The 24,145-nt window shown below is 43.9% G+C and carries 19 protein-coding genes; 8 read left to right on the top strand and 11 right to left on the bottom strand.

The genetic code is table 11. From position 1 onward, the window contains the following. The first annotated feature begins 331 nt into the window (after positions 1-331). The 6 genes from AB204_RS00790 to AB204_RS00765 all read left to right on the top strand — a co-directional run bounded on the left by AB204_RS00790 (position 332) and on the right by AB204_RS00765 (position 6,967). Entirely contained in the window at positions 332-874 is a 543-nt protein-coding gene (locus AB204_RS00790; protein WP_047961494.1) for a fimbrial protein, read from the top strand. 557 nt (positions 875-1,431) lie between these two features. Beyond that, complete coding sequence (locus tag AB204_RS00785) at positions 1,432-4,188, top strand: outer membrane usher protein (RefSeq protein WP_047961493.1); 2,757 nt, start codon at positions 1,432-1,434, stop codon at positions 4,186-4,188. Positions 4,189-4,319: 131 nt separating this feature from the next. Continuing rightward, the gene (locus AB204_RS00780) at positions 4,320-5,078 is read left to right on the top strand and encodes a fimbria/pilus periplasmic chaperone (RefSeq protein WP_047961492.1); all 759 of its coding nucleotides are present in this window, start codon (positions 4,320-4,322) and stop codon (positions 5,076-5,078) included. A gap of 129 nt (positions 5,079-5,207) precedes the next feature. After that, a complete protein-coding gene (locus AB204_RS00775) occupies positions 5,208-5,771 on the top strand; it encodes a fimbrial protein (protein ID WP_047961491.1) in 564 nt (187 codons plus the stop codon). A 65-nt stretch (positions 5,772-5,836) separates the two neighbouring features. Then, positions 5,837-6,673, top strand: a complete 837-nt coding sequence (locus AB204_RS00770) for an MrpH family fimbial adhesin (protein WP_047961490.1) — start codon at positions 5,837-5,839, stop codon at positions 6,671-6,673. 18 nt (positions 6,674-6,691) lie between these two features. After that, positions 6,692-6,967, top strand: coding sequence for a helix-turn-helix domain-containing protein (locus tag AB204_RS00765; protein WP_047961489.1), 276 nt, complete (start codon positions 6,692-6,694; stop codon positions 6,965-6,967). Between the two features lie 375 nt (positions 6,968-7,342). Here the strand turns inward: AB204_RS00765 and AB204_RS00760 are convergent, their stop codons facing one another. The 4 genes from AB204_RS00760 to dapB all read right to left on the bottom strand — a co-directional run bounded on the left by AB204_RS00760 (position 7,343) and on the right by dapB (position 13,879). Next, positions 7,343-8,023 (bottom strand): tyrosine-type DNA invertase, encoded by a 681-nt coding sequence (locus tag AB204_RS00760; protein WP_152671475.1) that lies wholly within the window; start codon positions 8,021-8,023, stop codon positions 7,343-7,345. Between the two features lie 193 nt (positions 8,024-8,216). Beyond that, the gene (carB, locus tag AB204_RS00755) at positions 8,217-11,441 is read right to left on the bottom strand and encodes a carbamoyl-phosphate synthase large subunit (RefSeq protein ID WP_047961488.1); all 3,225 of its coding nucleotides are present in this window, start codon (positions 11,439-11,441) and stop codon (positions 8,217-8,219) included. Between the two features lie 17 nt (positions 11,442-11,458). After that, a complete protein-coding gene (gene carA / locus AB204_RS00750) occupies positions 11,459-12,619 on the bottom strand; it encodes a glutamine-hydrolyzing carbamoyl-phosphate synthase small subunit (protein ID WP_047961487.1) in 1,161 nt (386 codons plus the stop codon). Positions 12,620-13,057: 438 nt separating this feature from the next. Next, the gene (dapB, locus tag AB204_RS00745) at positions 13,058-13,879 is read right to left on the bottom strand and encodes a 4-hydroxy-tetrahydrodipicolinate reductase (RefSeq protein WP_047961486.1); all 822 of its coding nucleotides are present in this window, start codon (positions 13,877-13,879) and stop codon (positions 13,058-13,060) included. A 448-nt stretch (positions 13,880-14,327) separates the two neighbouring features. On the opposite strand from dapB, the gene AB204_RS00740 reads away from it, so the two are divergent. Continuing rightward, entirely contained in the window at positions 14,328-14,987 is a 660-nt protein-coding gene (locus AB204_RS00740) for a GNAT family N-acetyltransferase (RefSeq protein ID WP_047961485.1), read from the top strand. A 138-nt stretch (positions 14,988-15,125) separates the two neighbouring features. Here the strand turns inward: AB204_RS00740 and ispH are convergent, their stop codons facing one another. From ispH to ribF, 5 genes are all read right to left on the bottom strand, one after another. Continuing rightward, positions 15,126-16,079, bottom strand: coding sequence for a 4-hydroxy-3-methylbut-2-enyl diphosphate reductase (gene ispH, locus AB204_RS00735; protein ID WP_047961484.1), 954 nt, complete (start codon positions 16,077-16,079; stop codon positions 15,126-15,128). Continuing rightward, positions 16,060-16,530: an FKBP-type peptidyl-prolyl cis-trans isomerase gene (fkpB, locus tag AB204_RS00730; protein ID WP_047961483.1), complete on the bottom strand. Its 471-nt coding sequence runs from the start codon at positions 16,528-16,530 to the stop codon at positions 16,060-16,062. The genes ispH and fkpB overlap by 20 nt, the downstream gene beginning before the upstream one ends. A gap of 169 nt (positions 16,531-16,699) precedes the next feature. After that, positions 16,700-17,206: a signal peptidase II gene (gene lspA / locus AB204_RS00725; RefSeq protein ID WP_047961482.1), complete on the bottom strand. Its 507-nt coding sequence runs from the start codon at positions 17,204-17,206 to the stop codon at positions 16,700-16,702. After that, positions 17,206-20,019 (bottom strand): isoleucine--tRNA ligase, encoded by a 2,814-nt coding sequence (gene ileS / locus AB204_RS00720; protein WP_047961481.1) that lies wholly within the window; start codon positions 20,017-20,019, stop codon positions 17,206-17,208. The genes lspA and ileS overlap by 1 nt, the downstream gene beginning before the upstream one ends. Positions 20,020-20,045: 26 nt before the next feature. Further along, positions 20,046-20,990 carry a bifunctional riboflavin kinase/FAD synthetase gene (gene ribF, locus AB204_RS00715; protein WP_047961480.1) on the bottom strand — a complete coding sequence of 315 codons (945 nt, stop codon included), beginning with the start codon at positions 20,988-20,990 and terminating at the stop codon, positions 20,046-20,048. Between the two features lie 348 nt (positions 20,991-21,338). On the opposite strand from ribF, the gene rpsT reads away from it, so the two are divergent. Beyond that, entirely contained in the window at positions 21,339-21,599 is a 261-nt protein-coding gene (gene rpsT / locus AB204_RS00710) for a 30S ribosomal protein S20 (protein WP_047961479.1), read from the top strand. 87 nt (positions 21,600-21,686) lie between these two features. Here the strand turns inward: rpsT and nhaR are convergent, their stop codons facing one another. Further along, the gene (gene nhaR / locus AB204_RS00705) at positions 21,687-22,613 is read right to left on the bottom strand and encodes a transcriptional activator NhaR (RefSeq protein WP_047961478.1); all 927 of its coding nucleotides are present in this window, start codon (positions 22,611-22,613) and stop codon (positions 21,687-21,689) included. Positions 22,614-22,857: 244 nt separating this feature from the next. Further along, positions 22,858-24,027, bottom strand: a complete 1,170-nt coding sequence (nhaA, locus tag AB204_RS00700) for a Na+/H+ antiporter NhaA (protein WP_047961477.1) — start codon at positions 24,025-24,027, stop codon at positions 22,858-22,860. Positions 24,028-24,145: the final 118 nt, after the last annotated feature.

Raw genomic sequence — 24,145 nt, 5'->3', positions numbered from 1 at the left:
TGCTAAATTACTAAACATTGCTCGATATAACTCAGGGGAATAATCTAAAATAAAAAAATTATTAGTAAAACATACTACTCATTATGCGTACTTTTTTATAAAAACTCATATTTCATATGATGTTAAAGCACATAACCAGTTTTATCGGCTGAAATTTGACTTAAGACTTATTATGTAGAATGATATTGCCAGTTTGGTTTATTTTGACCAGTTATGATTTCTGTCAAAAAACTAAATAATCATTCGCCTAAGTGTCAGAAATTAATTTCTGTGCTTCGGCTTCCTTTTGGCTATCAGTATCTATTTTACAATTAAAGGCATAAGTTAAATTATGAAACTTAATAAATTGGCGATGGTTTTAGGTTTGGGTGTGGCTTTCACTGCTGGTGCGGCAAATGCAGCACCTACTCAAGGTAACGGCACGGTCAAATTCAATGGTTCTATTATTAATTCAGTGTGTTCGATCAAAAATAATAATATTGAAGTTGAAATGGGCCAAGTGAGCAACATTGTTCTGAAAGATGGTGGTCACTCAGCTTCTGTACCTTTCAAGGTTGAACTACAAGGTTGTGAGCTTGGCGTTAAAAAAGGCGTAACCACAACTTTCACCGGCCCAGAAGCTGACGGTAATATCAAAGGCTTGTTGGCTATTGAAGGTGGTGCAGAAGGTGCTGGTATCATGATTACTAATCATGGCAACAAGCATATTCCTCTGGGCCAGGCATCTGACTTGATGTCTCTGCAAGATGGCGACAATAACCTGAATTTCGCTGCTCGCCTGAAAGGTCTGCAGGGTGGTACTGAAGGTAAAGACATTGCAGTGAAAACTGGTAACTTTACTGCTATCGCAAACTTCACTCTGAACTACCTGTAATATTCCGAGCTGATAGGTAATTTTTATTAGTTGAATATCAGGAAACCAATCGCAATTTTTATTATGAGTTTCCTGATGATACTTTCAGGGTATTTCTTGGATATCACGTGTTAGCAGTATGGTATTAAAATATTCTGTAACGGGATCGGCTTTATTGATATAAATCAATATTACGATTCATCGAGTAAGCAGAATGTGCCATTAACGAAATGAACCCTATATGAGGTAAATTGAAATACCCTTTTTTGTTTATTTAATCTACGGTGTTCTCTATTGGCTGTGTTAGGTAGGAAAATAAATTTTTTTGCCATTCGAAAGTAATTTTTGATGGCATACCGATGGTGACATGTTTTCTCTATTCCCCGCAGTACGGTTAAGCCAGTAAAGCATAAAACAGAGAACGTAACTATTACGAATAAAAGCAGGACATGTGGCTACCTCTGCAACCTCAGTATCGGTCATGGTCCTCAATTTAGAACGATGAATATTAATGATGCCATGTAATTGGTGATAACCCCTACACACTGACAGACTTGGCAGTATCAAACAGCGGCTAAATTCAAATTGGATTATTAACAATTCATTGTTTAGAGGATGCTATGGCTTTGTTTTCAGATTCTATGAATCATGATTCTTCATCTTTTAATAAAAAAACGAACAGTAATAGAAAAAACACCTTTCATAAAAATAGAGTGGTTAATAAAAATAAGAGCGTTAATAAAACAAAAAAAAGCCATTTAATCTACGGAATTAAACCTCTTTCTGCTTTGGTACTGTTTGCATTATCGGGTATTCAGGCAGGTTATTCTAAGCCAGGAATTGAATTCAATACCGATGCGCTGGATATCGGTGAACGTGCCAATATTGATTTGGATAAGTTTGCACGCGCAGGTTATATCATGCCGGGTAACTATATAATGGGTGTCCGGATGAATAAAAATGAATTTCCGGAGATGTATCCTATCGATTTCATTGCACCACCTGATGATCCGGAAGGCAGTGAAGCCTGTATATCCCCCGAATTAGTGAAACAAATCGCACTGAAACCGGAGTGGGTAGAAAAATTGGGTTGGCGGAATGAGGGGAAATGTCTCGATCTCAATACCCTGCCGGGCTTATCGGCCAGAGGTGATTTAGCCACTTATACGCTGTATTTAATCGTCCCTAAAATCTATTTGGAATATGACTTGCAGGACTGGGACCCACCTTCCCGTTGGGATAATGGGATCCCCGGATTGCTGTTTGACTATAACCTTAACGCACAAACATCCAAACCTAACCACGGCAGCAGTAACCAACAGGTAAGCGCTATCGGAACTGCGGGTATGAATGCCGGTGCGTGGCGTTTTCGCGCTGATTGGCAGGCCAGATATAATCGCTTTAAAACCAAGGATGATAAATCTGATAAGTCGAGTAACTTTGGCGGGAATAACTCTGGTGGAAATAGTTCCGGTGGAAATAGTTCTGGTGGAAGAGAGCGTGAGTGGGATTGGAGCCGTTATTACGCGTATCGTGCGCTCCCTCGTTTGGAAGCGAAATTAACATTGGGTGAGGATTATCTCAATTCCAACATTTTCGATAGCTTCCGCTATACAGGTGTCAGTTTGGTGACCGATGAAAATATGCTGCCACCGAATTTGCGCGGATATGCGCCTGAAGTCACAGGCGTTGCGCGGACTAATGCCAAAGTGACGATTAGCCAACTGGGAAGAGTATTATATGAAACTCAGGTCGCTTCCGGGCCATTCCGTATTCAGGATCTGAGTGATGCTGTGGCAGGAACACTGGATGTCAGAGTCGAAGAGCAAGACGGTAGTGTACAGCAATTTCAGGTCAACACGGCGACTATTCCTTACCTGACTCGCCCCGGACGTGTGCAGTACAAATTAGTTGGTGGTCAATCGACTAATGATAAGCACCGTCGTGAAGGGCCCGCGTTTGGTTTGGGGGAATTCTCCTGGGGAATTAACAACGGTTGGTCATTGTATGGCGGCCTTTTAGCGGCGGGAGATTATAACGCCCTGTCATTAGGGATCGGCCGTGACTTGATGATGTTTGGTGCGCTGTCATTTGACGTGACGGAATCAAGGGCAAGATTACCGGGAGAGCACAAGACGCTGACAGGTGGCTCTTATCGTCTCAGTTATTCGAAACGTTTTGATCAATACAATAGCCAAGTGACATTTGCCGGGTATCGCTTCTCTGAACGCAATTTCATGAATATGGGACAGTATATTGATCGTCGCTATCGTAATGTTTCTTCTGATAGTGGCAAAGAGCTGTATACCATTATTTTCAATAAACAATTTACTGATATCGGCCTGAGTGCTCACCTTAACTATAGCCATCAAACCTACTGGAATCGGCCGACAAATGATCGTTATAACGTCTCTTTATCCAAATACGTAGATATTGGACGTTATAAAAATATCAGTGTCAGTCTGTCAGCCTACCGCAACAATTTTGACAATAAAAAAGATGACGGCATGTACCTGAATCTTTCCGTTCCGTGGGGAGATAGTGGCACTTTCAGCTATAGCGGAATGCTTAACCGTCAAGGCAACTCTCATATGGCTGGCTACTATGGCCGCATTGATGATCGCAATAACTACCGTATTTCAGCGGGTACCAGTATGCGCGGCAGGGCATTAGCGGATGGTTATTACACTCACTATGGTGACAAGGCACTGTTGACTGCCAGCGCCAGTTATCAGGATGGTGGCAATACCACGGCTGCACTTGGCTTACAAGGCGGAGTGACTGTAACCGCAAGTGGGGCCGCACTGCACCGTATCAACATGCCGGGTGCAACCCGTCTGATGGTAGATGCAGAAGGGGTCAGCAATGTCCCTATCCGAGGATTCGGTTCGGCAGTTCATACCAACTATTTTGGTAAAGCGGTGCTGGTTGATGTGAACAACTATTACCGTAATACGGCAAATATTGACTTAGATAACTTGCCAGATGATGTAGAGGCACTGCGCTCTGTCCAGCAGGCAACATTGACAGAAGGTGCAATTGGTTATCGCAAATTCCAAGTTGTGTCAGGGATTAAAGCGATGACGATTATCCGGCAGCCTGATGGTTCATTCCCACCTTTTGGTGCCTCTGTCTTGAATGCCGCTCAGCGTGAAATCGGCATTGTCAATGATGATGGATATGCTTACCTGAGCGGGATTAATCAGGATGAAAAATTGAAAGTACATTGGAATGGGCATGCCCAGTGTGAGATTACCGTACCAGATGATATTGCTACAGAATCTTTGTCTGCAATTTTGTTGCCTTGTCAATTTTTAAAAGGCGAAGATAAGTAAATGTAATGAAACGGTCCATAAAATCTGTCTTAAATAGCGTATTATATTGCTTTTTTGACGCGGGAAGTGCTGCTTTTGGTTAGCACATCAGTATAAACCTGAGCTTCTTTTGAGCATGAGCAAATGACACTATGAAACTGAAAAAAATTCTAATGATAACTGCCATGGCACTGATTGGTTTGATGTCAGTTCATCAGGCAATGGCTGCGATAACGTTGGATCGTACCCGAGTCATTTTTAATGGGGATGTGAAATCCGTTAGCCTTAACGTCGAAAATCAACATCTTGATTTGCCTTATTTGGCACAGTCATGGATTGAAGATGAAAAGGGAAATAAGATCAATGGTCCGCTTGTTGTTGTTCCGCCTGTACAACGTATTGAAGCCGGATCAAAGAGTCAGGTTAAGATTCAAACATTGCCGACCATCGCTCAACTGCCACAAGATAGAGAGAGCTTGTTCTATTTCAATGTTCGCGAAATTCCACCACGCAGTGAGAAGCCTAATGTATTGCAACTTGCTGTACAGACGCGTATCAAATTGTTCTACCGCCCTGAAACTGTCATCGCACGTCGTATTGATATTGATAACCCGTGGCAAGAAAAACTCACTCTAACCCGTGAAGGAAATCAGTATTTAGTGAATAACCCAACACCTTATTACATCACTATTTCAGAAGCATCGAACAAATTGAATGGTAAGAGTGTAGAAGGTTTTCAGCCTGTTATGTTAGCGCCCAGAAGCAGCGAAAAACTGGGTGGAACAATCAGTTCATTGGGGAATACACCAGTACTGACCTATGTCAATGATTATGGTGGTCATCCACAGTTAACATTTAATTGTAGTGGCGATACCTGTGCGGTGGAAAAAATTGTCACTGAAGGAAGTTGATTAAATTAAGTTGTATAGGTGATGTCCCATCAATAGCAAATAGCAACCTTGATGGGCATCAATACAGAACTAGCCGGAACGAGATGAGTTTCTTTCGATAAATAATTGGATAAATGTAGGGTAATAATAATGAGTCCGTTAAGCATCAAATTATCCAAATATGTACTGACAGGGTTATTTCTTTTGGGCATTAATAGCCAGCAAATTACGTATGCACAAGATAACCTGCGCCAAGATGTCAAAATTACGTTCACTGTACTTGCTCCGACTTGTTCGATTAAGACAGAAGATCAAAATATAGAAGTAGATTTCGGAAATATTTCTAACAGGGATCTTTATCAGAAACATCGTACAGAAAACCAACGATTTAATCTTCGTCTGGAGAATTGTGATCCTCGTGTCACAAAACGCCTAAAAATTAAGTTCGCAGGAGAATCCAGCAAAGAATTGCCGGGATTGTTAGCCATTAGATCTACCGCTGGTACGGGTGGTGTAGCTATTGGAATGGAAACAACCGATGGTACACCGATACCGTTTAATAAAACCAGTGAATTCCCGTTATTAGCTGATAGCAGAAATAATGTGATCCCATTCCGGGCATATATACAAGCCGAGCCTAGCGCTCTTCAGGAGAAAAAGATTGGTGTTGGTCGATTTACTGCAATCGCGGCTTTTGAAGTTAACTACGACTAGTCATGCTGACTGGTTTTTCATCCACGATCTTTAGTCAGAATCAGATGCTATTTGGAAAATAAGCTATGCGCCATATTAAAAAATCGTTGTTGAAACTGACGGCGTTGTTGTTTTTATTAAGCGCCACACATGTCTATGGTGGGGCTTATGTGATGCCGGTGAATACGGTACCAAAGGGTAATCAAGCTACCACAACCATGGAAATTATTGAATGGACAGAGGAAGAGGGTATCCCGAATCCTTGTTATAAATGGGGAAAATGCCTCGTTGGCCCTGATGTGCAGTATAAGACGCATCAGCCGGGTATGTACGGTTCTTGTGACATTGCAGGGGTATGCCTGACAGATGCACAAAAATATCCGACAACGGCTGATGTTATGCGGGCTTATAAAAAGAAATTTGGAATTCCTAAACGAGTTACATTCGACATTATGACCGCAGATTCAGAATGTGTAGGTTTGTTTTATGCGCCGAAGACATTCCCTGGAAATGGTAATGCTGAAAAATTCCCGAATTCCACTTGTAATAAAATGCCGCCTCCACGTCAATCTTGTAAAATTTACATACCTTCTGAAATTGCATACGGGGAATTAATTGCTTCAGAAGTGAATAATGCCAGCCGAACAATTAATGGTTACCTTGAATGTGCTCTTCCCAGCAGCAAAATACAGTTGCACGCTAAATCAATCGATGGCGAACCTAAAGTTTATTTTGATTCCAATAGACAAATGCATGCGACATTGCAAATTAATGACCAAGACGCAGCAAATGGGGTCGGGGTCACTGCCAGAAAAAATAATGAAAGGGCACCTTTCACCCTAAAATCAACACTGCACACAATCACTCTACCAAAAGCCGGTAAATATGAAGGCACCGCAGTCGTTTATTTAACTTATTTATAAATTGAGAGCAAAGATATTATGCACGTCAGTATGCTGGTAGGAAAAAGAATCCAAATGAAAAGGAAAGAAATTGGAGTGACAGCAGCAGAGCTGGCAGACAAAATTGGAGTTAGTCATCAGCAATTGTCACGTTATGAACGAGGAACCAATAGAATCAGTCTGGAGCATTTGGTTGCTATTGCTATTGCTCTGGAAACGCCCGCAGACTGGTTTTTGGCGGATTGTTTTACTCCCCCTAAAGTTAATATGAATAATCAATATAACTGTGTGGCGGAAACAATATTAGGATTATAAGGCAGGATTTATATTGTTAATAAATAGAAAAAGATTAAGGCTGCAAAAACCTAAGCCATTCCCGAACAGGAATGGCTTTTTTCATGGTCACCCTTAAACTACTTCTTTGGGAAGTAGTGGTTGTTTAAATATTCATCGGAAAATATAAGGCAAGAAACTGCCAGATGGTTAACATTTAGTACCAAACTGTTAACCCAGGATGATTAAACTTAGTTTGAATATTATTTTGGTTTATTACTCCAACATCAATGGTGGTTTTAATTTATACAGCTTTCGATGTCGAGCAATTTAAACTTTTGTTCAACGTGATAGCAAAAAAGGAATATTTTGATAAGGGGAAAACAAAGTGTGGGGTTCGAGTAAGAGGGGGATTTTTTAAGCTTGAATCAAAGAGTTATTTTGATTCTTGCGAAAGACGTGAAGATAAATAGTGTTGAAAAAGTGGGAAAATTTATTGGTTAACAGTTTGGTACTAATTGTCGACAATTTTCGTTTCCCTCTTTCTTGCCATATCGTCTCGAAGCGGCCTGCATTACTCGCGGTGTAGCGAACGGTATGACGAATGTTTCGATGGCCTAAGTAGTCCTGAATCAAGCGGGTATCCACGCCATTGTCCGCCAGCGCATAGCCGCAAGAATGTCGTAACATGTGCGGATTCGCGCAAACCGCTAACTTAGCCTTTAAGCTGGTTTGCCGGATGATCTTATAAAACTGTTGGCGTGACATACGCGCCCCGGTTCGTGACAAGAATAACCAATCACTTTGATCGCTGTTTTTATAGCGCTGACGCAGTGAAAGCCATTTCCGTATTAATTGAATTTCCCGCGCTACCATTGGATGGATCGTGGAAAAACCATTCTTCAATCGTTGCACCCGCAGTTTTTTGCCCTCCAAATCGATATCAGACAGTTTCAAACCCAGTAATTCAGACACCCGAAAACCATGGATAAAACCCATAAATATCATGCAGATGTTGCGATCTGCGTGAGGGTGTTTTTCCAATTCCTTGAGCAATACTTCAATTTCCGAGTGGGTTAAATATTTACGCTTTAACATGATGTTTGACACAGTATTCGACTCCCTATGATTATCAAAGATGCCTACTATGATTGTTGCTGATTATTCACAGACTGCAATATTAAGCATCATTAATAAACAAAATACCAAATAAAACGGCTTCCTTACTCGTTGGATTTCCAACTTTGGGGAAGCCGCTTTTCAGGCGAATACTGTCAAAAATGACGGTATATTATTTGACAATCTTTGCGTGCATTTCTTGTACAGAAATAACTTGTTCAGTAGGATCTGCGCTGAGTGCCATAGTGGTTGCAAAGCCACCGTTCAGGGTTGTGTCATAGTGCACTTTATATTGCAGTGCGCTACGACGCAGCAGTTTTGAATCTTCAATTGCCTGACGGCCTGCGGTGGTATTGACAATATAGTCATATTCACCGTTTTTGATTCTGTCCTGAATATGTGGGCGTCCTTCGTGAACTTTATTGACCAAACGTGGGTTGATCCCTGCTTCACCCAAGACAACTGCTGTACCGTGAGTCGCATCCAGTTCAAAGCCTTGTTTAAGCAACTTAGCCGCCAAATCGACCACACGCTCTTTATCACCTTCGCGTACTGACAACAATGCCCGGCCTTTTTTGCGCATAGTGGAGTTACTGCCCAACATGGCTTTTGAGAAGGCTTCTGCAAAGGTACGGCCAACGCCCATGACTTCACCCGTAGAACGCATTTCTGGCCCCAGAATTGGGTCAACGCCCGGGAATTTATTGAATGGCAGTACCACTTCTTTTACGGAGTAGTAAGGCGGAATGATTTCTTCAATTGCACCTTGCTCAAGTAGGGATTGACCCGCCATGACGCGTGCGGCGACTTTTGCCAGCGGCAAACCCGTTGCTTTGGAAACGAATGGCACGGTACGCGCCGCACGTGGGTTCACTTCAATCAGGTAAACTTCGTTGTTTTTCACCGCAAACTGAACATTCATCAGACCACGGACACGCAGTTCAAAGGCCAGTTTTTCAACTTGCTGGCGCATAACATCCTGAATTTCTTTGCTTAAAGTATAAGCCGGCAAAGAACACGCAGAATCACCAGAGTGAACACCTGCTTGTTCGATGTGTTCCATGATGCCGCCGATCAAAACGCGCTCACCATCACAGATGGCATCTACGTCTACTTCAACTGCGTCATCCAGAAAGCGATCCAGCAGGACAGGTGCATCGTTGGATACGCTAGCCGCAGTCTGGAAGTAACGGCGCAGGTCAGATTCGTCATACACGATTTCCATTGCGCGTCCGCCCAATACATAAGATGGGCGAACAACCAGTGGATAACCCAGCGCATTACCTTTCTCAACCGCTTGTTCGATAGTTGTAACCGTGGCGTTCGCGGGTTGTTTCAGGCCAAGGCGATTAACGGCCTGCTGGAAACGTTCACGATCTTCTGCGCGGTCAATGGCATCAGGGCTGGTGCCGATAATAGGTACACCCGCCGCTTCCAGCTCACGTGCCAGTTTCAGTGGAGTCTGGCCGCCATACTGAACGATCACCCCTTTTGGCTGTTCAACACGCACGATTTCCAGTACGTCTTCCAGTGTCACAGGTTCAAAATAGAGACGATCGGACGTATCGTAATCGGTGGAAACCGTTTCAGGGTTACAGTTCACCATGATGGTTTCATAACCGTCTTCACGCAGGGCCAGTGAAGCATGAACACAGCAGTAATCGAATTCAATGCCTTGCCCGATACGGTTCGGGCCACCACCCAATACCATGATTTTGGGCTTATCGTTGTTCGGATTCGCTTCACATTCGTCTTCGTATGTGGAGTACATGTAAGCGGTATCGGTGGCGAATTCTGCCGCACAAGTATCAACACGTTTGTAAACGGGATACAGGTTATAGTCATGACGCAATTTGCGGATCTCTTTACCAGAGATCCCTACCAGTTTCGCCAAATGTGCATCGGCAAAACCTTTGCGTTTGAGCTGACGCAGGAAATCAAAAGTCAGGCTATTAACGCCTTGTTCTGCAACTTGTTCTTCCAGACGGATCAGTTCTTCAACCTGAACCAGGAACCAGCGATCGATGTTGGTCAGGTTGAAGATACCATCAACAGACATGCCGGCGCGGAATGCGTCTGCGACATACCAAATACGTTCAGCGCCTGCACTTTTCAGCTCGCTGCGAATTTTGGTCAGGGATTGTGGATCATCCAGATTGACTTTAGGATCGAATCCGGTCACACCTACTTCCAGACCGCGCAGGGCTTTCTGCAAAGACTCCTGGAATGTACGGCCAATCGCCATCACTTCACCAACAGATTTCATCTGAGTGGTCAGACGATCATTGCTGCCGGCAAATTTCTCGAAGTTGAAGCGAGGAATTTTCGTCACAACATAGTCAATGGAAGGTTCAAAAGACGCTGGAGTACGTCCGCCCGTGATGTCATTCATCAGCTCATCAAGGGTATAGCCCACCGCCAGTTTTGCTGCGATTTTCGCAATTGGGAAACCTGTTGCTTTGGAAGCCAGCGCCGAAGAACGGGATACGCGTGGGTTCATTTCAATGACGATCAAACGACCATTTTTCGGATTCACCGCAAATTGTACGTTTGAACCCCCGGTTTCTACACCGATTTCACGTAAGACCGCCATCGATGCGTTACGCATGATTTGGTATTCTTTATCGGTCAGTGTTTGTGCAGGTGCGACGGTGATGGAGTCACCGGTATGGATGCCCATTGGGTCGAAGTTTTCAATGGAGCAGACGATGATGCAGTTATCGTTCTTATCACGCACCACCTCCATTTCATACTCTTTCCAGCCAATCAGGGATTCATCGATCAGCAGTTCATTGGTTGGAGAGAGGTCTAAACCGCGTTCACAAATTTCTTCAAATTCTTCGCGGTTGTAGGCAATACCGCCGCCGGTTCCGCCCATGGTGAAAGAAGGGCGGATAATACAAGGGAAGCCAACATCTTCAGCTACTGCCAACGCTTCTTCCATGGTATGAGCGATGCCAGAACGTGCTGTGTCCAAGCCGATTTTTTTCATCGCCTTGTCAAAACGTTGGCGATCTTCGGCTTTATCAATTGCATCAGCAGTTGCACCAATCATGGTGACGCCGAATTCGTTCAGAACTCCCTGACGCTCCAGTTCCAATGCGCAGTTCAGGGCAGTTTGTCCACCCATCGTTGGCAAAATTGCATCCGGGCGCTCTTTTTCAATAATTTTGCGTACAACTTCCCAGTGGATTGGCTCGATATAAGTTGCGTCCGCCATTTCCGGGTCGGTCATAATGGTTGCAGGGTTAGAGTTCACCAGAATGACGCGATAGCCTTCTTCCCTCAGTGCTTTACAAGCCTGCGCACCAGAGTAGTCAAACTCACAAGCCTGACCGATAACAATCGGGCCAGCACCTAAGATCAGGATACTTTTAATATCAGTACGTTTTGCCATTTTTCTTTTTCCCCTGATTATTTGGTGTTCTGAATGTTTGTCTGGCGATGCTGCTCAATTAATTCGATAAAGTGATCGAACAGTGAGGCAGCTTCATGTGGACCAGGGCTGGCTTCAGGATGCCCCTGAAAACTGAATGCAGGCTTATCAGTACGGTGAATACCTTGCAATGTGCCATCAAAGAGCGATTTGTGGGTCACGCGCAGATTGGCTGGCAATGAGTCTTCATCAACAGCAAAGCCGTGGTTTTGCGCCGTGATCATGACGACATTACGATCCAGATCTTTAACCGGATGGTTGCCACCGTGATGACCAAATTTCATTTTCACGGTTTTTGCACCACTGGCCAGTGCCAGCAATTGGTGTCCTAAACAAATGCCAAATACAGGGATTTCGGTACTCAGGAAAGTTTTGATCGCTTCAATAGCATAATCACATGGCTCTGGATCGCCGGGACCATTGGACAGGAAAATGCCATCTGGTGCCATTTTCAGTACTTCATCAGCAGAAGTTTTTGCTGGAACAACAGTAACGCGGCAACCGCGATCGACCAGCATACGCAGGATGTTGCGCTTAACACCAAAATCATAGGCCACAATGTGGTAAGGCAATTCTTGTTCTTTGCGCGCTTCAGGCAAGCCACCTTCAAGTGTCCAGCTGCCTTGTACCCATTGATAGGATTGTGCTGTTGTGACCTCTTTTGCTAAATCCATGCCTTTCAAGCCGGGGAATGCTTTTGCTTTTTCCAGTGCAACTTGGGCATCTGCCTCATTACCCGCGATGATACAGCCGTTTTGTGCCCCTTTTTCTCTTAATAGACGGGTCAGTTTGCGTGTATCAATATCAGCGATGGCTACAATATTGTGGCGTTTCAGGTAATCAGACAGATTTTCTTCACTGCGGAAGTTGCTGGTCACTAAGGGTAAATCGCGAATGACTAAGCCTTGGGCTTGAATGGCGGGGGATTCTTCATCAGCGGCATTGATGCCGACATTACCAATATGAGGATAAGTAAGAGTAACAATTTGGCGGGAATAGGAAGGGTCGGTAAGTATTTCTTGATATCCGGTCATTGAGGTATTGAAGACCACTTCTCCAACAGCCACACCTTCTGCCCCAATGGCGCGACCGTGAAATTGGGTTCCATCTTCTAGAACCAATATAGCTGACTTAATCAAAACGCCCTCCAGAATGAATAATAAATCGAATTTACTGCATATTAATTCAGAATTAATCCTTAAAATCAATGCCAACCATGATTTTTGTCAAAATTTTGGCAAATTGCGCGCATTCTAATGATGAGAGGGTGGCTTGTCTATAAAAAATGGCATTTTTATTGTTTTTTTTACAACTCTTGGCCTTACATTGCGTCAATATGGCTGAAAATCATAAGGAAAGAGGGGGCGATATTCGATTAGTACGAGAGAAAACTGTAAAACAGGAAAAAAGTGTGGTTTTTTTCACGTTGGTGGAAGAAAGGCAATAAAAAGGTAAATTATAGCCATAAAAATATATGATAATGTTTGTTTTTTATATAAATTTATTAATTACTTGCAATTACGCAATTTTATGATAAAAAATCACGTAATTACAAGTAATTATAAATTTTATATATATTAAATATTTTCGAGATTAAGTACGTCTTTCATGTTATAAAGCCCGGAATTTTTACCTTTTATCCATATTGCTGCCTTAATCGCACCGTTAGCGAAAGTCATGCGACTTGAAGCCTTGTGACTTATCTCTACACGCTCACCAATATCGGCAAAAATTGCAGTATGCTCTCCAACAATATCTCCTGCTCGTATGGTGGCAAACCCAATGCTCTTTGAATCCCGCTCTCCGGTATGACCTTCACGGGCATAAACTGCACAGGTTTTAAGATCCCGGCCTAACGTATTGGCGATGGATTCTCCCATTGCGAGTGCTGTTCCTGACGGGGCATCCACTTTATGGCGATGGTGAGCTTCAATAATTTCGATATCCGCATATTCCCCCATAACCGTGGCGGCTTTTTCCAGCAATTTCAGTACCAAATTGACACCAACACTAAAATTAGCAGCAAAAACAATCGGGATTTCACGGGAGGCTTCTGCAATGGCATGCTTACCGGCATCATCAAAGCCGGTTGTGCCAATGATCATTGACTTGCGATACTGCCGACAAATAGCGAGGTACGTTAAGGTGCCTTCAGGACGGGTAAAATCGACCAGTACATCAAACTGCTCAATAACCTGATGCAGATCGTCACTAATTGCAATTCCATTCTTACCAATACCCGCTAATTCTCCGGCATCACTTCCCACTAAAGAGGAACCGGAACGTTCCAGTGCTGCACCAAGTGTAACACCATCCAGTTGTTGAACAGCCTGAATAAGGTTGCGTCCCATGCGACCACTTGCACCTACGATAGCCACGCGAATATCTGTATCAGCCATAAGACCCTCTCTGTAAATCGTTTTTAACTGCGGTGACAAAGTAAATTGTTTTACAGCTTAACTGTCAGGAGACGGTTGTGCCAGACTTAGGTAAAGGTCATTAGAAAAACAGCGATCAGACAGACAGTTATAAAAAATACTAAACAGCGGATATATTATGTTACGTGTCGTTATTTCTCTGAATAGGTAATCTGAATGATGAGAGGCATGGAAATCTGGATTAAGATGGTGTAAAAAAATGCTATCTTGGGGCTATTTTCTCACTTAATATAGTTGATTGGTTATCGAGAATAAATTTCCATTCATATTATTAATTAAACAATTTAAATGTAAATATTATATTTATTAATGTAATAAAAGGATAGATAGATACTCATTGTAAAAATGGAATTATGTTTTTAGATTTTTATTTGGTGATTAAATAATTTTATTCATTGGAGATAACATTATGTTCAGATCAAAATCTTTTAATATTCATCAACCTTTAGCATCTGGCTCTTTAACCCGAACTCAATCCTTTTCGGGGAAGTGGCCAAGCTCAGTCAATATAAGAAAATCCATAGTCATTAAGGAGGTTAGTCCAGAAGAAGCATCAAATGCAATGACGACAGTAAAAGCAAACATGAGGAATAATGACTGGGAATGTTTTTTTTATTCAGCCAATTATGATAGTGAGAAAGAAAAATGGAATAGTCGGTTTACTGAGGCGCGTAGTATATTGGGTGATATATTAATTAATGCAAAATTACGTACAAAAGAATCGGAAGTGTCATTTTTTGTTGCTTATTTTAGGGGGGTTCCTATAGGAGGGTTGCAGCTTTCCCCGAGAGATAATAACCTCCCTGATTTTCCTAAAGTTAATTATTTAGCAACTCATTGCGGTATTCGAGGTTGTGGGGTTTTATTGATTGAACAGGCAGTAAATAAATCACAACAATTGGGGAAGCGCGGTAGCCTAAAACTTAAGCCATTACCTGAAGCTAGACCGGCATATATGGAGATGGGATTTGTTGAGAAAGAATTTCACATGGAATTACATCCAATTGAGAGAAATGACAAATGGAAATATGATGGGGCAACTAAGACTTATAGATATAAGTTCAACTAAATTTCAGACAGAGTATTCAAAAGATCATAATGTATTCGGATTTTTGTGGGAGATCGGGTCGGGATTAATTTCTTATCTTTCCCAACCCATCTTCCAACCTGAAAAAGCCTGCCTGATCCTGAAAGCGTTGAGCTTAAGTTAATTAACCTCTTTCACTTCAACGCGTAATTCTTTTGGTACTTCGAAAACAATGTTTTCTTCTCGCCCATGCAATTCATTAACTGTCTTCGCACCAAAAGTTTTCAGGCGTTCAATAACTTGCTGCACTAAAATATCCGGTGCGGATGCACCTGCTGTTACACCTACTGCGCTCGCGCCGTTAATCCATGCTTCTTTGATATCATCTGCGGAATCAATCAAATAAGCGGGCTTTCCGACACGTTGTGCCAGTTCAGCCAGCCGATTTGAATTTGATGAATTTTTAGAGCCAACGACCAAAACAATATCAGAACCGGAAGCTAAATCACGGACGGCTTCCTGACGGTTAGTTGTGGCATAGCAGATATCATCTTTGCGTGGGCCGACAATATTGGGAAACCTTGAATTAAGAGCATCAATCACTGCTGATGTGTCATCGACAGAAAGTGTTGTTTGTGTCATAAAGCAGAGGTTGTTTTCATCTTTAACTTGCAGTTTCCACACATCTTCCGGCGATTCGACAAGATACATGCCACCGTTAGGGTTATTGTATTGCCCCATTGTGCCTTCTACTTCAGGATGGCCGGCATGTCCGATCAAAATCGCTTCTTTACCTTTGCGACTTGCCCTTGCGACTTCCATATGGACTTTAGTGACCAGTGGGCAGGTCGCATCAAACAGCATGGTTAGATTACGGGAGCGGGCTTCTGCACGAATGGCTTGAGAAACACCGTGTGCAGAGAAGATCAGAATAGCGCCATCAGGAACTTCTGATATTTCCTCAATAAAAATAGCGCCACGATTTCTAAGATTGTCAACCACATAGCGGTTATGTACCACTTCATGACGGACATAAATGGGAGCGCCGTATAATTCCAGTGCTCGCTCTACGATGCTAATGGCACGATCAACACCAGCACAGAAACCACGTGGGTTAGCCAGCAATATTTGCATGAGTTTCCTCCAACTGAGGGTCAATTTCCAACACTTCAATATCAAAAGTGATGTTTTGTTCAGCCAGTGGATGGTTAAAGTCAACAGTGATAGAACCTTCAGCGACTTCTTTGATAAGCCCGGGCATTTCACTACCGTTTATGGCGGTAAATAACATGATAGTTCCTACTTCAGGGATACCCGCGTCGGAAAAATCACGAGGAGTGAAATATTGGACTAAATCAGGATTGTGTTTGCCGAAAATGGTTTCTCCCGCCAGCGTGAACTGATGTTTATCACCAACAGTTAAACCAAGGAGTTGCTGCTCTAATGGGGTTGAGAGGCTACCATCACCGAGACGGAATAATGCGGGCTTACCCTGACTATACGTCGAGTCTGCCGTTGAGCCATCATCCAGCTTTAGAGTGAAGTGTAATAAAACCGCACTGTGCGCTTGCACTTGCATTGACATGTCGCTCAAACCTTTTACTTAAAAATGATTGCAAGTATACCGCTATTGGATTGGGTATAGATGAAATTTATCAGCCCCAGTTTTGTTCACTGGGGCTGGTTTATTATCATTTTTTCAATGACTGTTTTTTCATGACTATATTTTTTAACGGGCTATGTTTTTTAACGGACTATGTTTTTGGTGCTGCTTTTTTGTCATTCGGGCTGATAAAGCTCTCGATGATAATGAGAGCTGCACCGATGCAGATTGCAGAATCCGCAATGTTAAAGGTAGGCCAGTGCCATTCTCCGACGTAAAAATCGATGAAATCGACAACAAAGCCATGCACCAGCCGATCGAACAAATTTCCCAATGCCCCACCAACCACTAAAGCGTAGGCAATATTGCTCAGTTTTTGTTTAGCACTGGAGCGATACATCATCACGAGCAGGACTCCCGTGATAGCAATGGCTATCAATGCAAAAAACCAACGCTGCCAGCCGCCTTTGTCAGCCAGAAAGCTGAACGCAGCCCCCAAATTCTGGGCATAAGTCAGATTGAAATAAGGTATCAATGGCATGGATTCGTACAGAGTGAAGTTTTGCAACACTAAGTATTTGCTTCCCAAATCCAGTATCAATACCACGACAACCAGCCAAAGCCAACGGAGTCCCGTGGAACAAATGGGTTTATTCATTAGGCAAATTTACGCTCTTCACCGTTACCGGCAACGTTAGTCACACAGCGGCCGCAAAGTTCTGCATGTTCCGCCACCAGGCCCACATCTTTAGTATAGTGCCAGCAACGTGGACATTTTTCTCCATCCGCTTTGCGGAAGGCCACTTTAAGGCCGGCAAGCTCGCTTTGCTGCGCATCATCACCTGCTGCTGTATAGGCCGCAACTTCCGCCTGAGAAGTCAGCAGGACAAAACGCAATTCGTCGGACAGCCTGTTGAGTTTTGCTGCCAGAGTTTCATCTGCATAGAGCGTGACAGCCGCTTCCAGTGAACTGCGGATATGTTTGTCAGTACGGGCCTGTTCCAGAACTTTGTTGACTTCACCACGTACAACCAGCAGATCAGCCCAGAAAGTGTCGTCCATATTTTCGCCGTTTGCCAGACCAAATAGCCCGTCATACCACTCTTCAGTGAAGACATATTGAGCTCGCTTGCCCGGCAGTTCATTCCAGATTTCATCAGCAGTGAATGATAGGATTGGGGCCATCCAACGAACCAATGCTTCTGCGATATGGAATAATGCAGTCTGACAACTACGACGGGCAAGGCTGTCGCTTTTCGCGGTATATTGGCGATCTTTAATGATATCCAGATAGAACGAACCCATTTCCACGGAGCAGAACTGCATTAAACGCTGAACCACGGAGTGGAAATCATATTCGTCATAGTATTTGAGGATATCAGCCTGAGCTGCCTGAGCACGGCCTACCGCCCAGCGATCCAGAGTCACCATATCTTCTGGTTTCACTCTATGTTGTTCTGGATTGAAACCGTTCAGGTTTGCCAGCAGGAAGCGAGCCGTGTTACGGATACGGCGGTAAGCATCAGCAGAGCGTTTCAGGATCTCGTCAGAAACCGCAATTTCACCGGTATAATCGGTGGCTGCCACCCACAAACGCAGAATATCTGCGCCCAGTTTGTTCATTACGTCTTGTGGGCTGACGGTATTGCCGATGGATTTGGACATCTTACGTCCTTGCTCATCAACGGTGAAGCCGTGAGTCAGCACTTGACGGTAAGGTGCTTTGCCTTTGATTGCGGTAGACAGCATCAGTGAAGACATGAACCAGCCCCGGTGTTGGTCAGAGCCTTCCAGATAGATATCGGCTGAATTGCCGTTGAATTCTGGACGCGCATCAACAACGGAGGAGTGGGTACTTCCTGAGTCAAACCAAACATCCAGTGTATCCGGAGCCTTGGTGTAATCAGCCGCTTCACTGCCCAGCAATTCTGTTGCGTCCAGATCCCACCACGCCTGAATACCATCAACTTCAACACGCTTGGCAACTTCTTCGATCAACTCAACGGTACGAGGATGTGGCTCTTGTGTCTCTTTATGAACAAACAGAGACATTGGTACACCCCATGTACGCTGACGGGAGATACACCAGTCAGGGCGGTTTTCGACCATCGACTCAATACGCGCTTGTCCCCAGCCCGGGATCCACTGTACGTCTTTGATCTCTTTCATTGACTGGGTACGCAGGCCGTTCTTATCCATGCTGATAAACCACTGCGGTGTCGCACGGAAGATGATCGGCTTTTTATGGCGCCAGCAGCAAGGGTAGCTGTGCTGAATTTTGGCCAGATTGAGCAGTGCGCCTTTCTCTTTCAGCAGCTCAACGATGATATCGTTCGCTTTGAAAACAAACTGACCATCCAGTGAAGGGTAGGTGCCGGAGATATAGCAACCGTTCGGGCCAACAGGGTTCGCAATCTCAAGACCGTATTTCAGGCTGATGGAGTAGTCATCAGGTCCGTGACCACCCGCAGTATGCACCGCACCGGTACCTGCTTCGAGCGTTACGTGATCACCCAGAATGGCTGGAACATCGAAGCCCATAAATGGATGGTTAAAACGCATCAATTCCAGATCTGCGCCAGTACAATCACCCATGACTTCCCATGACGTAATATTTGCACGCTGCATGATCTGCTCAACTAATTCAGCCGCCAGAATCAGGCACTCGTTATCAACTTTGACTAACTGGTAGGTAATTTCCGCCCCCAATGCAATTGCACGGTTAGCAGGCAATGTCCACGGGGTGGTCGTCCAGATAACCAGAGAGACAGGCAGCCCCTGCGGTTGTACATCAAATTTAGCGTACACGGCATCTGCATCAATGGCAGTAAAGCGTACGTCAATGGAAGGGGACGTTCTGTCGTAGTATTCCACTTCGGCTTCAGCAAGGGAGGAACCACAATCAGTACACCAGTGAACCGGTTTCACCCCTTTCAGCAAATGCCCATTTTTGATAATGCGGCCTAATGCACGGATGATGTCTGCTTCAGTTTTGAAGTCCATCGTCAAATAAGGTTTATCCCAGTCGCCCAGTACACCCAGACGTTTGAAGCCCGCTTTCTGTGTTTCGACCTGAGTCATCGCATATTTTCGGCACTCAGCACGGAACTCAGCAGCGGAAAATTTTTCCCCGGGCTTACCGATAATTTGCTCAACCTTGAGCTCAATTGGCAAACCATGGCAGTCCCAACCAGGAATATAAGGCGAATCGTAGCCTGATAATCCTTTGGACTTAATAACAATATCTTTGAGAATTTTATTAACTGAGTGACCAATATGAATATCGCCATTTGCATAAGGAGGGCCATCATGCAAAATAAACGATTTCTTGCCAGATTTTGCTTTTCTAATTGCTTGGTATAAACCTTCTTTGTACCAACGTTTTAACATATCTGGTTCGCGCTTGGCTAAATCCCCGCGCATCGGGAACCCTGTTTCCGGTAGGTTCAGGGTGTCTTTATAGTCACTCATTATAGATTCTCAGTTCCAATTTTCCGCTAGATACATGACTCGGATCGCTGCAAGAGATAATTCCTCGCAGCAACCACATCATTTGCGATTTGCTGTTTTAGCGCATCAAGCGAAGCAAATCGCTGCTCATCACGCAATTTTTTGCGTAATACCACATCGATATGATGCCCATACAGATCCATTTGGGTATCAATCAAATGCACTTCCAGTTGCTGGCCCTGACCTGCAACTGTGGGGCGGTTGCCTATATTGGCAACGCCCGGTAAGGGTTTATGGCCCAATCCATGGACTTCAACAGCATAAACGCCCTTTACAGGGGTAACCAAACGTTTCAATGGTATGTTGGCCGTGGGAAACCCGATGGTGCGTCCCAATTGGTTACCATGAACGACTCTGCCACTTATGCTGTATGGATGACCCAGTAAGACTTCCGCCAAGGCCAGATCATCGCTTTGCAATGCCTGACGAATGGCTGTACTGCTGATCCGAAGACCGCTGTCACAAAAACTGTCGGTGCTGGCGACATCAAAATTGTATTCTTTACCTGCTTGCTGCAAATAGTGGAAATCTCCGAGGCGATTTTTGCCAAAGCGGAAATCATCTCCTATTGCCAGAAACTTAACACCCAGTTTTTCAACGAGCAACTGTGAAACAAAGGCTTCAGGTGAGTTGGCTGCAAAGTGCCTGTCAAATTTCACACACAACAGATAATCAACGCCATTCTGGGCTAGATATTTTACTTTATCTCTCAGCCGTGTCAGGCGGGCTGGTGCTTTATCTGCAACAAAAACTTCCAGAGGCTGCGGTTCGAAAATCATGACCATCGTTGGTAATCCGAGGCGCAGCCCTTCTTGCTTCAAGTGTTTTAATAAAGCCTGATGCCCGCGATGGACACCATCAAAATTACCAATCGTCAGCACGCAACCATGGTGACGCGCCCGGATATTGTGTATACCGCGAATTAGCTCCATAGCTGGCTCAATACCGTGGAAATTGCCGGATTATACCTTGTACAAAGCACAAGGTTAACCCACTATCACAAAGGGTTTTAATTAATAACCTGATTCATACAATAAAAATAGGCTAGATGCCCGAAAAATATTTAATTTATCGCATTTCTCTGTGATTCATTCAGTTTTTTATTGCGAAAGACTGTATTCCCTTTCAGTAAGCTGATAAAATCCCGCCCCATCACAACGTAACCAGCGTCGTTGTACAGCGACGCTTATTTGCACAAATCCATTGACAAAAGAAGGCTGAACAGGCATATTCCTCGGCCTTTGAATTGTCCTCGATAGAATATATTTGGGAGTTGGACCTTGGCTAATATCAAATCAGCTAAGAAACGCGCCGTACAGTCTGAGAAACGCCGTCAGCACAATGCAAGCCGTCGTTCTATGGTGCGTACTTTTATCAAGAAAGTATACGCGGCTATCGCTTCTGGCGATAAAGAAGCTGCACAGAAAGCATTTAATGATATGCAACCAATTGTTGATCGTCACGCTTGTAAAGGTCTGATCCACAAGAATAAAGCAGCACGTCATAAATCTGCTCTGGCAGCGCAAATCAAAGCAATGTAATTATTGTTTTGGTTATGCTGAAAAAAACCGGCTTAAAGCCGGTTTTTTTGTATCTGTCGGTTTAACTTCACAGTTTAAGACAATAACCTAACGGAATTTTTCAGGGCGGCTTTTAGGTGGAGCGCTGAATAAAGCAGAGAAATCCTTGTTGCACACGCGTTGAACTGCCGGGTGCTGGATCATGCGCTCTGCAAAAATAACGTAATACTCTTCCTGTACGGCATCCAGTCGACCTATTTCAACAATATCGCTATCTGCAAAAATATCATTGGCGTAGAACGAAGGTGCAATAAAAATGGCGTTGTGATACATGCCAAATGCCTTCATCAGTGCGGCATCATCAAATTCTCCCAGCACTTCAACTTGAAGGTTCTTATTGCGTATCCATGTCAGGAGCTTTCTGCCCAACATGGAGCGGCGACCCGGAATCAGTAAACGGCGCTCTTCCAGACACTCAGGAAATGGTTTTTCAGGGATAGGCTGGCGACAGTAAAAACTAATATTGCACTCGCCCAGTTTCACTGAAAACAACCCTTCCTGTTGGGAGGAATCTACCGGGCAATCTGATAAGATCATATCCAACTTATGCTGGCTGAGTTGCTCAAGCAGCATTTCATGCGTTGATTCAAAACAACGCAAGTGGATTTTCTCATGCTCTACCACCGTGGTTTCCAACACTTTGCTGACTAAGCGCTTGGACAGAGCATCAGCGACACCAACATCAAACAGTAGGTTTGATTCCCTGCTGTAAGTGACGATATCCAGCATTTCCTGGCTGAGTGTAAACATCTTGTCCGCGTAGCGGAAAATCAACTGTCCCAGTTCAGAGGGCACCAGACCTCTTCCCTGACGCTTAAATAATTTCCCCCCCAGACGTTCTTCCAACGCCTTGATCTGCCCGGTAATGGTCTGTGGTGTCAGGTACAGCGCTTCTGCTGCACCTACAACAGAGCCTTCCTTACAAACATGCCAAAAGTAATAAAGGTGGTTAAAGTTTAAATGTGAAACCCGCATATATTTATCCTTGTATTGCCTCACATCTGTACAACAGCCGTGACCAACATTTTAGGCCGCCAGATTATGGCGTTCTCCTATTTTTCTATTGATATGAAATATTCGCGGCACAACATGTTCAACTGCTAGGTCGTGAAAACTGCTATACCGTGAAAACTGCTATGCCGCGAATATTAAGAGGATGAATTACTTCGGAAATTACTTCTGGTTTGGTGTTTAAATTAGTCTATTCATTTGCTTTTGGCTACGTTTTTTTCTTCGGTAATAGTCTGTTTAATAATCCATAACCGACGATGGCGGCGGTTGTAGAGCCAATCAAAATACCCAGGCGCGAGTAGGTACTGAAAGCGTCATTTAGACCTTCGAATGCCAGACCAGAAATAAAGATAGACATGGTAAATCCGATTCCACATAAGACAGAAACCGCGAAAATTTGTTTCATGCCAATTTTTTCCGGTAATTTAGCCATTCCCAGCTTTACTGAAATCCAGCTAAACAGGAAAATTCCCAATGGCTTGCCAATGAACAGGCCGAGTGCAACGCCCACGGGCAGCATGCTTATCAAGCCATCGAATGTGACACCCTGCAATGAAACACCCGCATTGGCAAAAGCAAACAGTGGCAGAATTAAATAAGCAACCCACGGATGCAGTTCATGCTCGAGTGTTTCGGAAGGTGAATCACCTTTTTTATCGCGCAGAGGGATCAAGAACCCAACGATAACCCCAGCCAGCGTGGCATGAATACCGGATTTTAAGATACAAATCCATAAAACAACACCGACAGCCAGATAAGCAGATGTTTTGGCTACCCCTTTCCAGTTCATCCAAGCCAGAAGCGCAATCATAGCAGCAGCCAGACCTAATGCTCCTAAAGAAACTGTTTTGGTATAGAACAGGGCGATGATAATGATGACACCTAAATCATCAATAATTGCTAACGCAAGCAAAAATACTTTTAACGCGGTAGGAACACGTCTTCCCAATAACGCCATAACGCCAAGTGCAAAGGCGATATCTGTCGCAGCGGGAATTGCCCAACCTTGCCGTGCGATGTCATCACTACCATTGAACAGTAAATAGACCAGAGCGGGAGCCAGCATACCTCCAAGGGCCGCAATGGCCGGAAAAATTGCCTTATCACGACCCGCAAGTGAACCTTCCATGAGTTCACGTTTTACCTCCAGCCCGACAATGAGGAAAAACACCGCCATTAATCCATCATTTATCCATAGTAATAATGGCTTATTGATTTCCAATGCCGCGAACTGCACTGCGACAGGAAGGTTGAGAAATTGATGATAAATACCCTGCAATGGCGTATTCGCCATAGCCAGCGCAATGATGGCTGCTATGATGAGGATAATTCCTCCTGCTGCCTCTAACTTCAAGAATTGGCGAATGATTGCAGTCATGAATAGATAACCTATAGAGATTGATCAAAGCGCTAATGTTATGTCAGTCATGACATCGGAAAAAGTAGATTATTTGTGCTAATTAAATCGATAAATACGAATTATAACTTTATGAAAG

The organism is Xenorhabdus khoisanae, assembly GCF_001037465.1.
Lineage (GTDB): Bacteria > Pseudomonadota > Gammaproteobacteria > Enterobacterales > Enterobacteriaceae > Xenorhabdus > Xenorhabdus khoisanae.
This window is presented reverse-complemented; position numbering and strand designations above follow the sequence as displayed.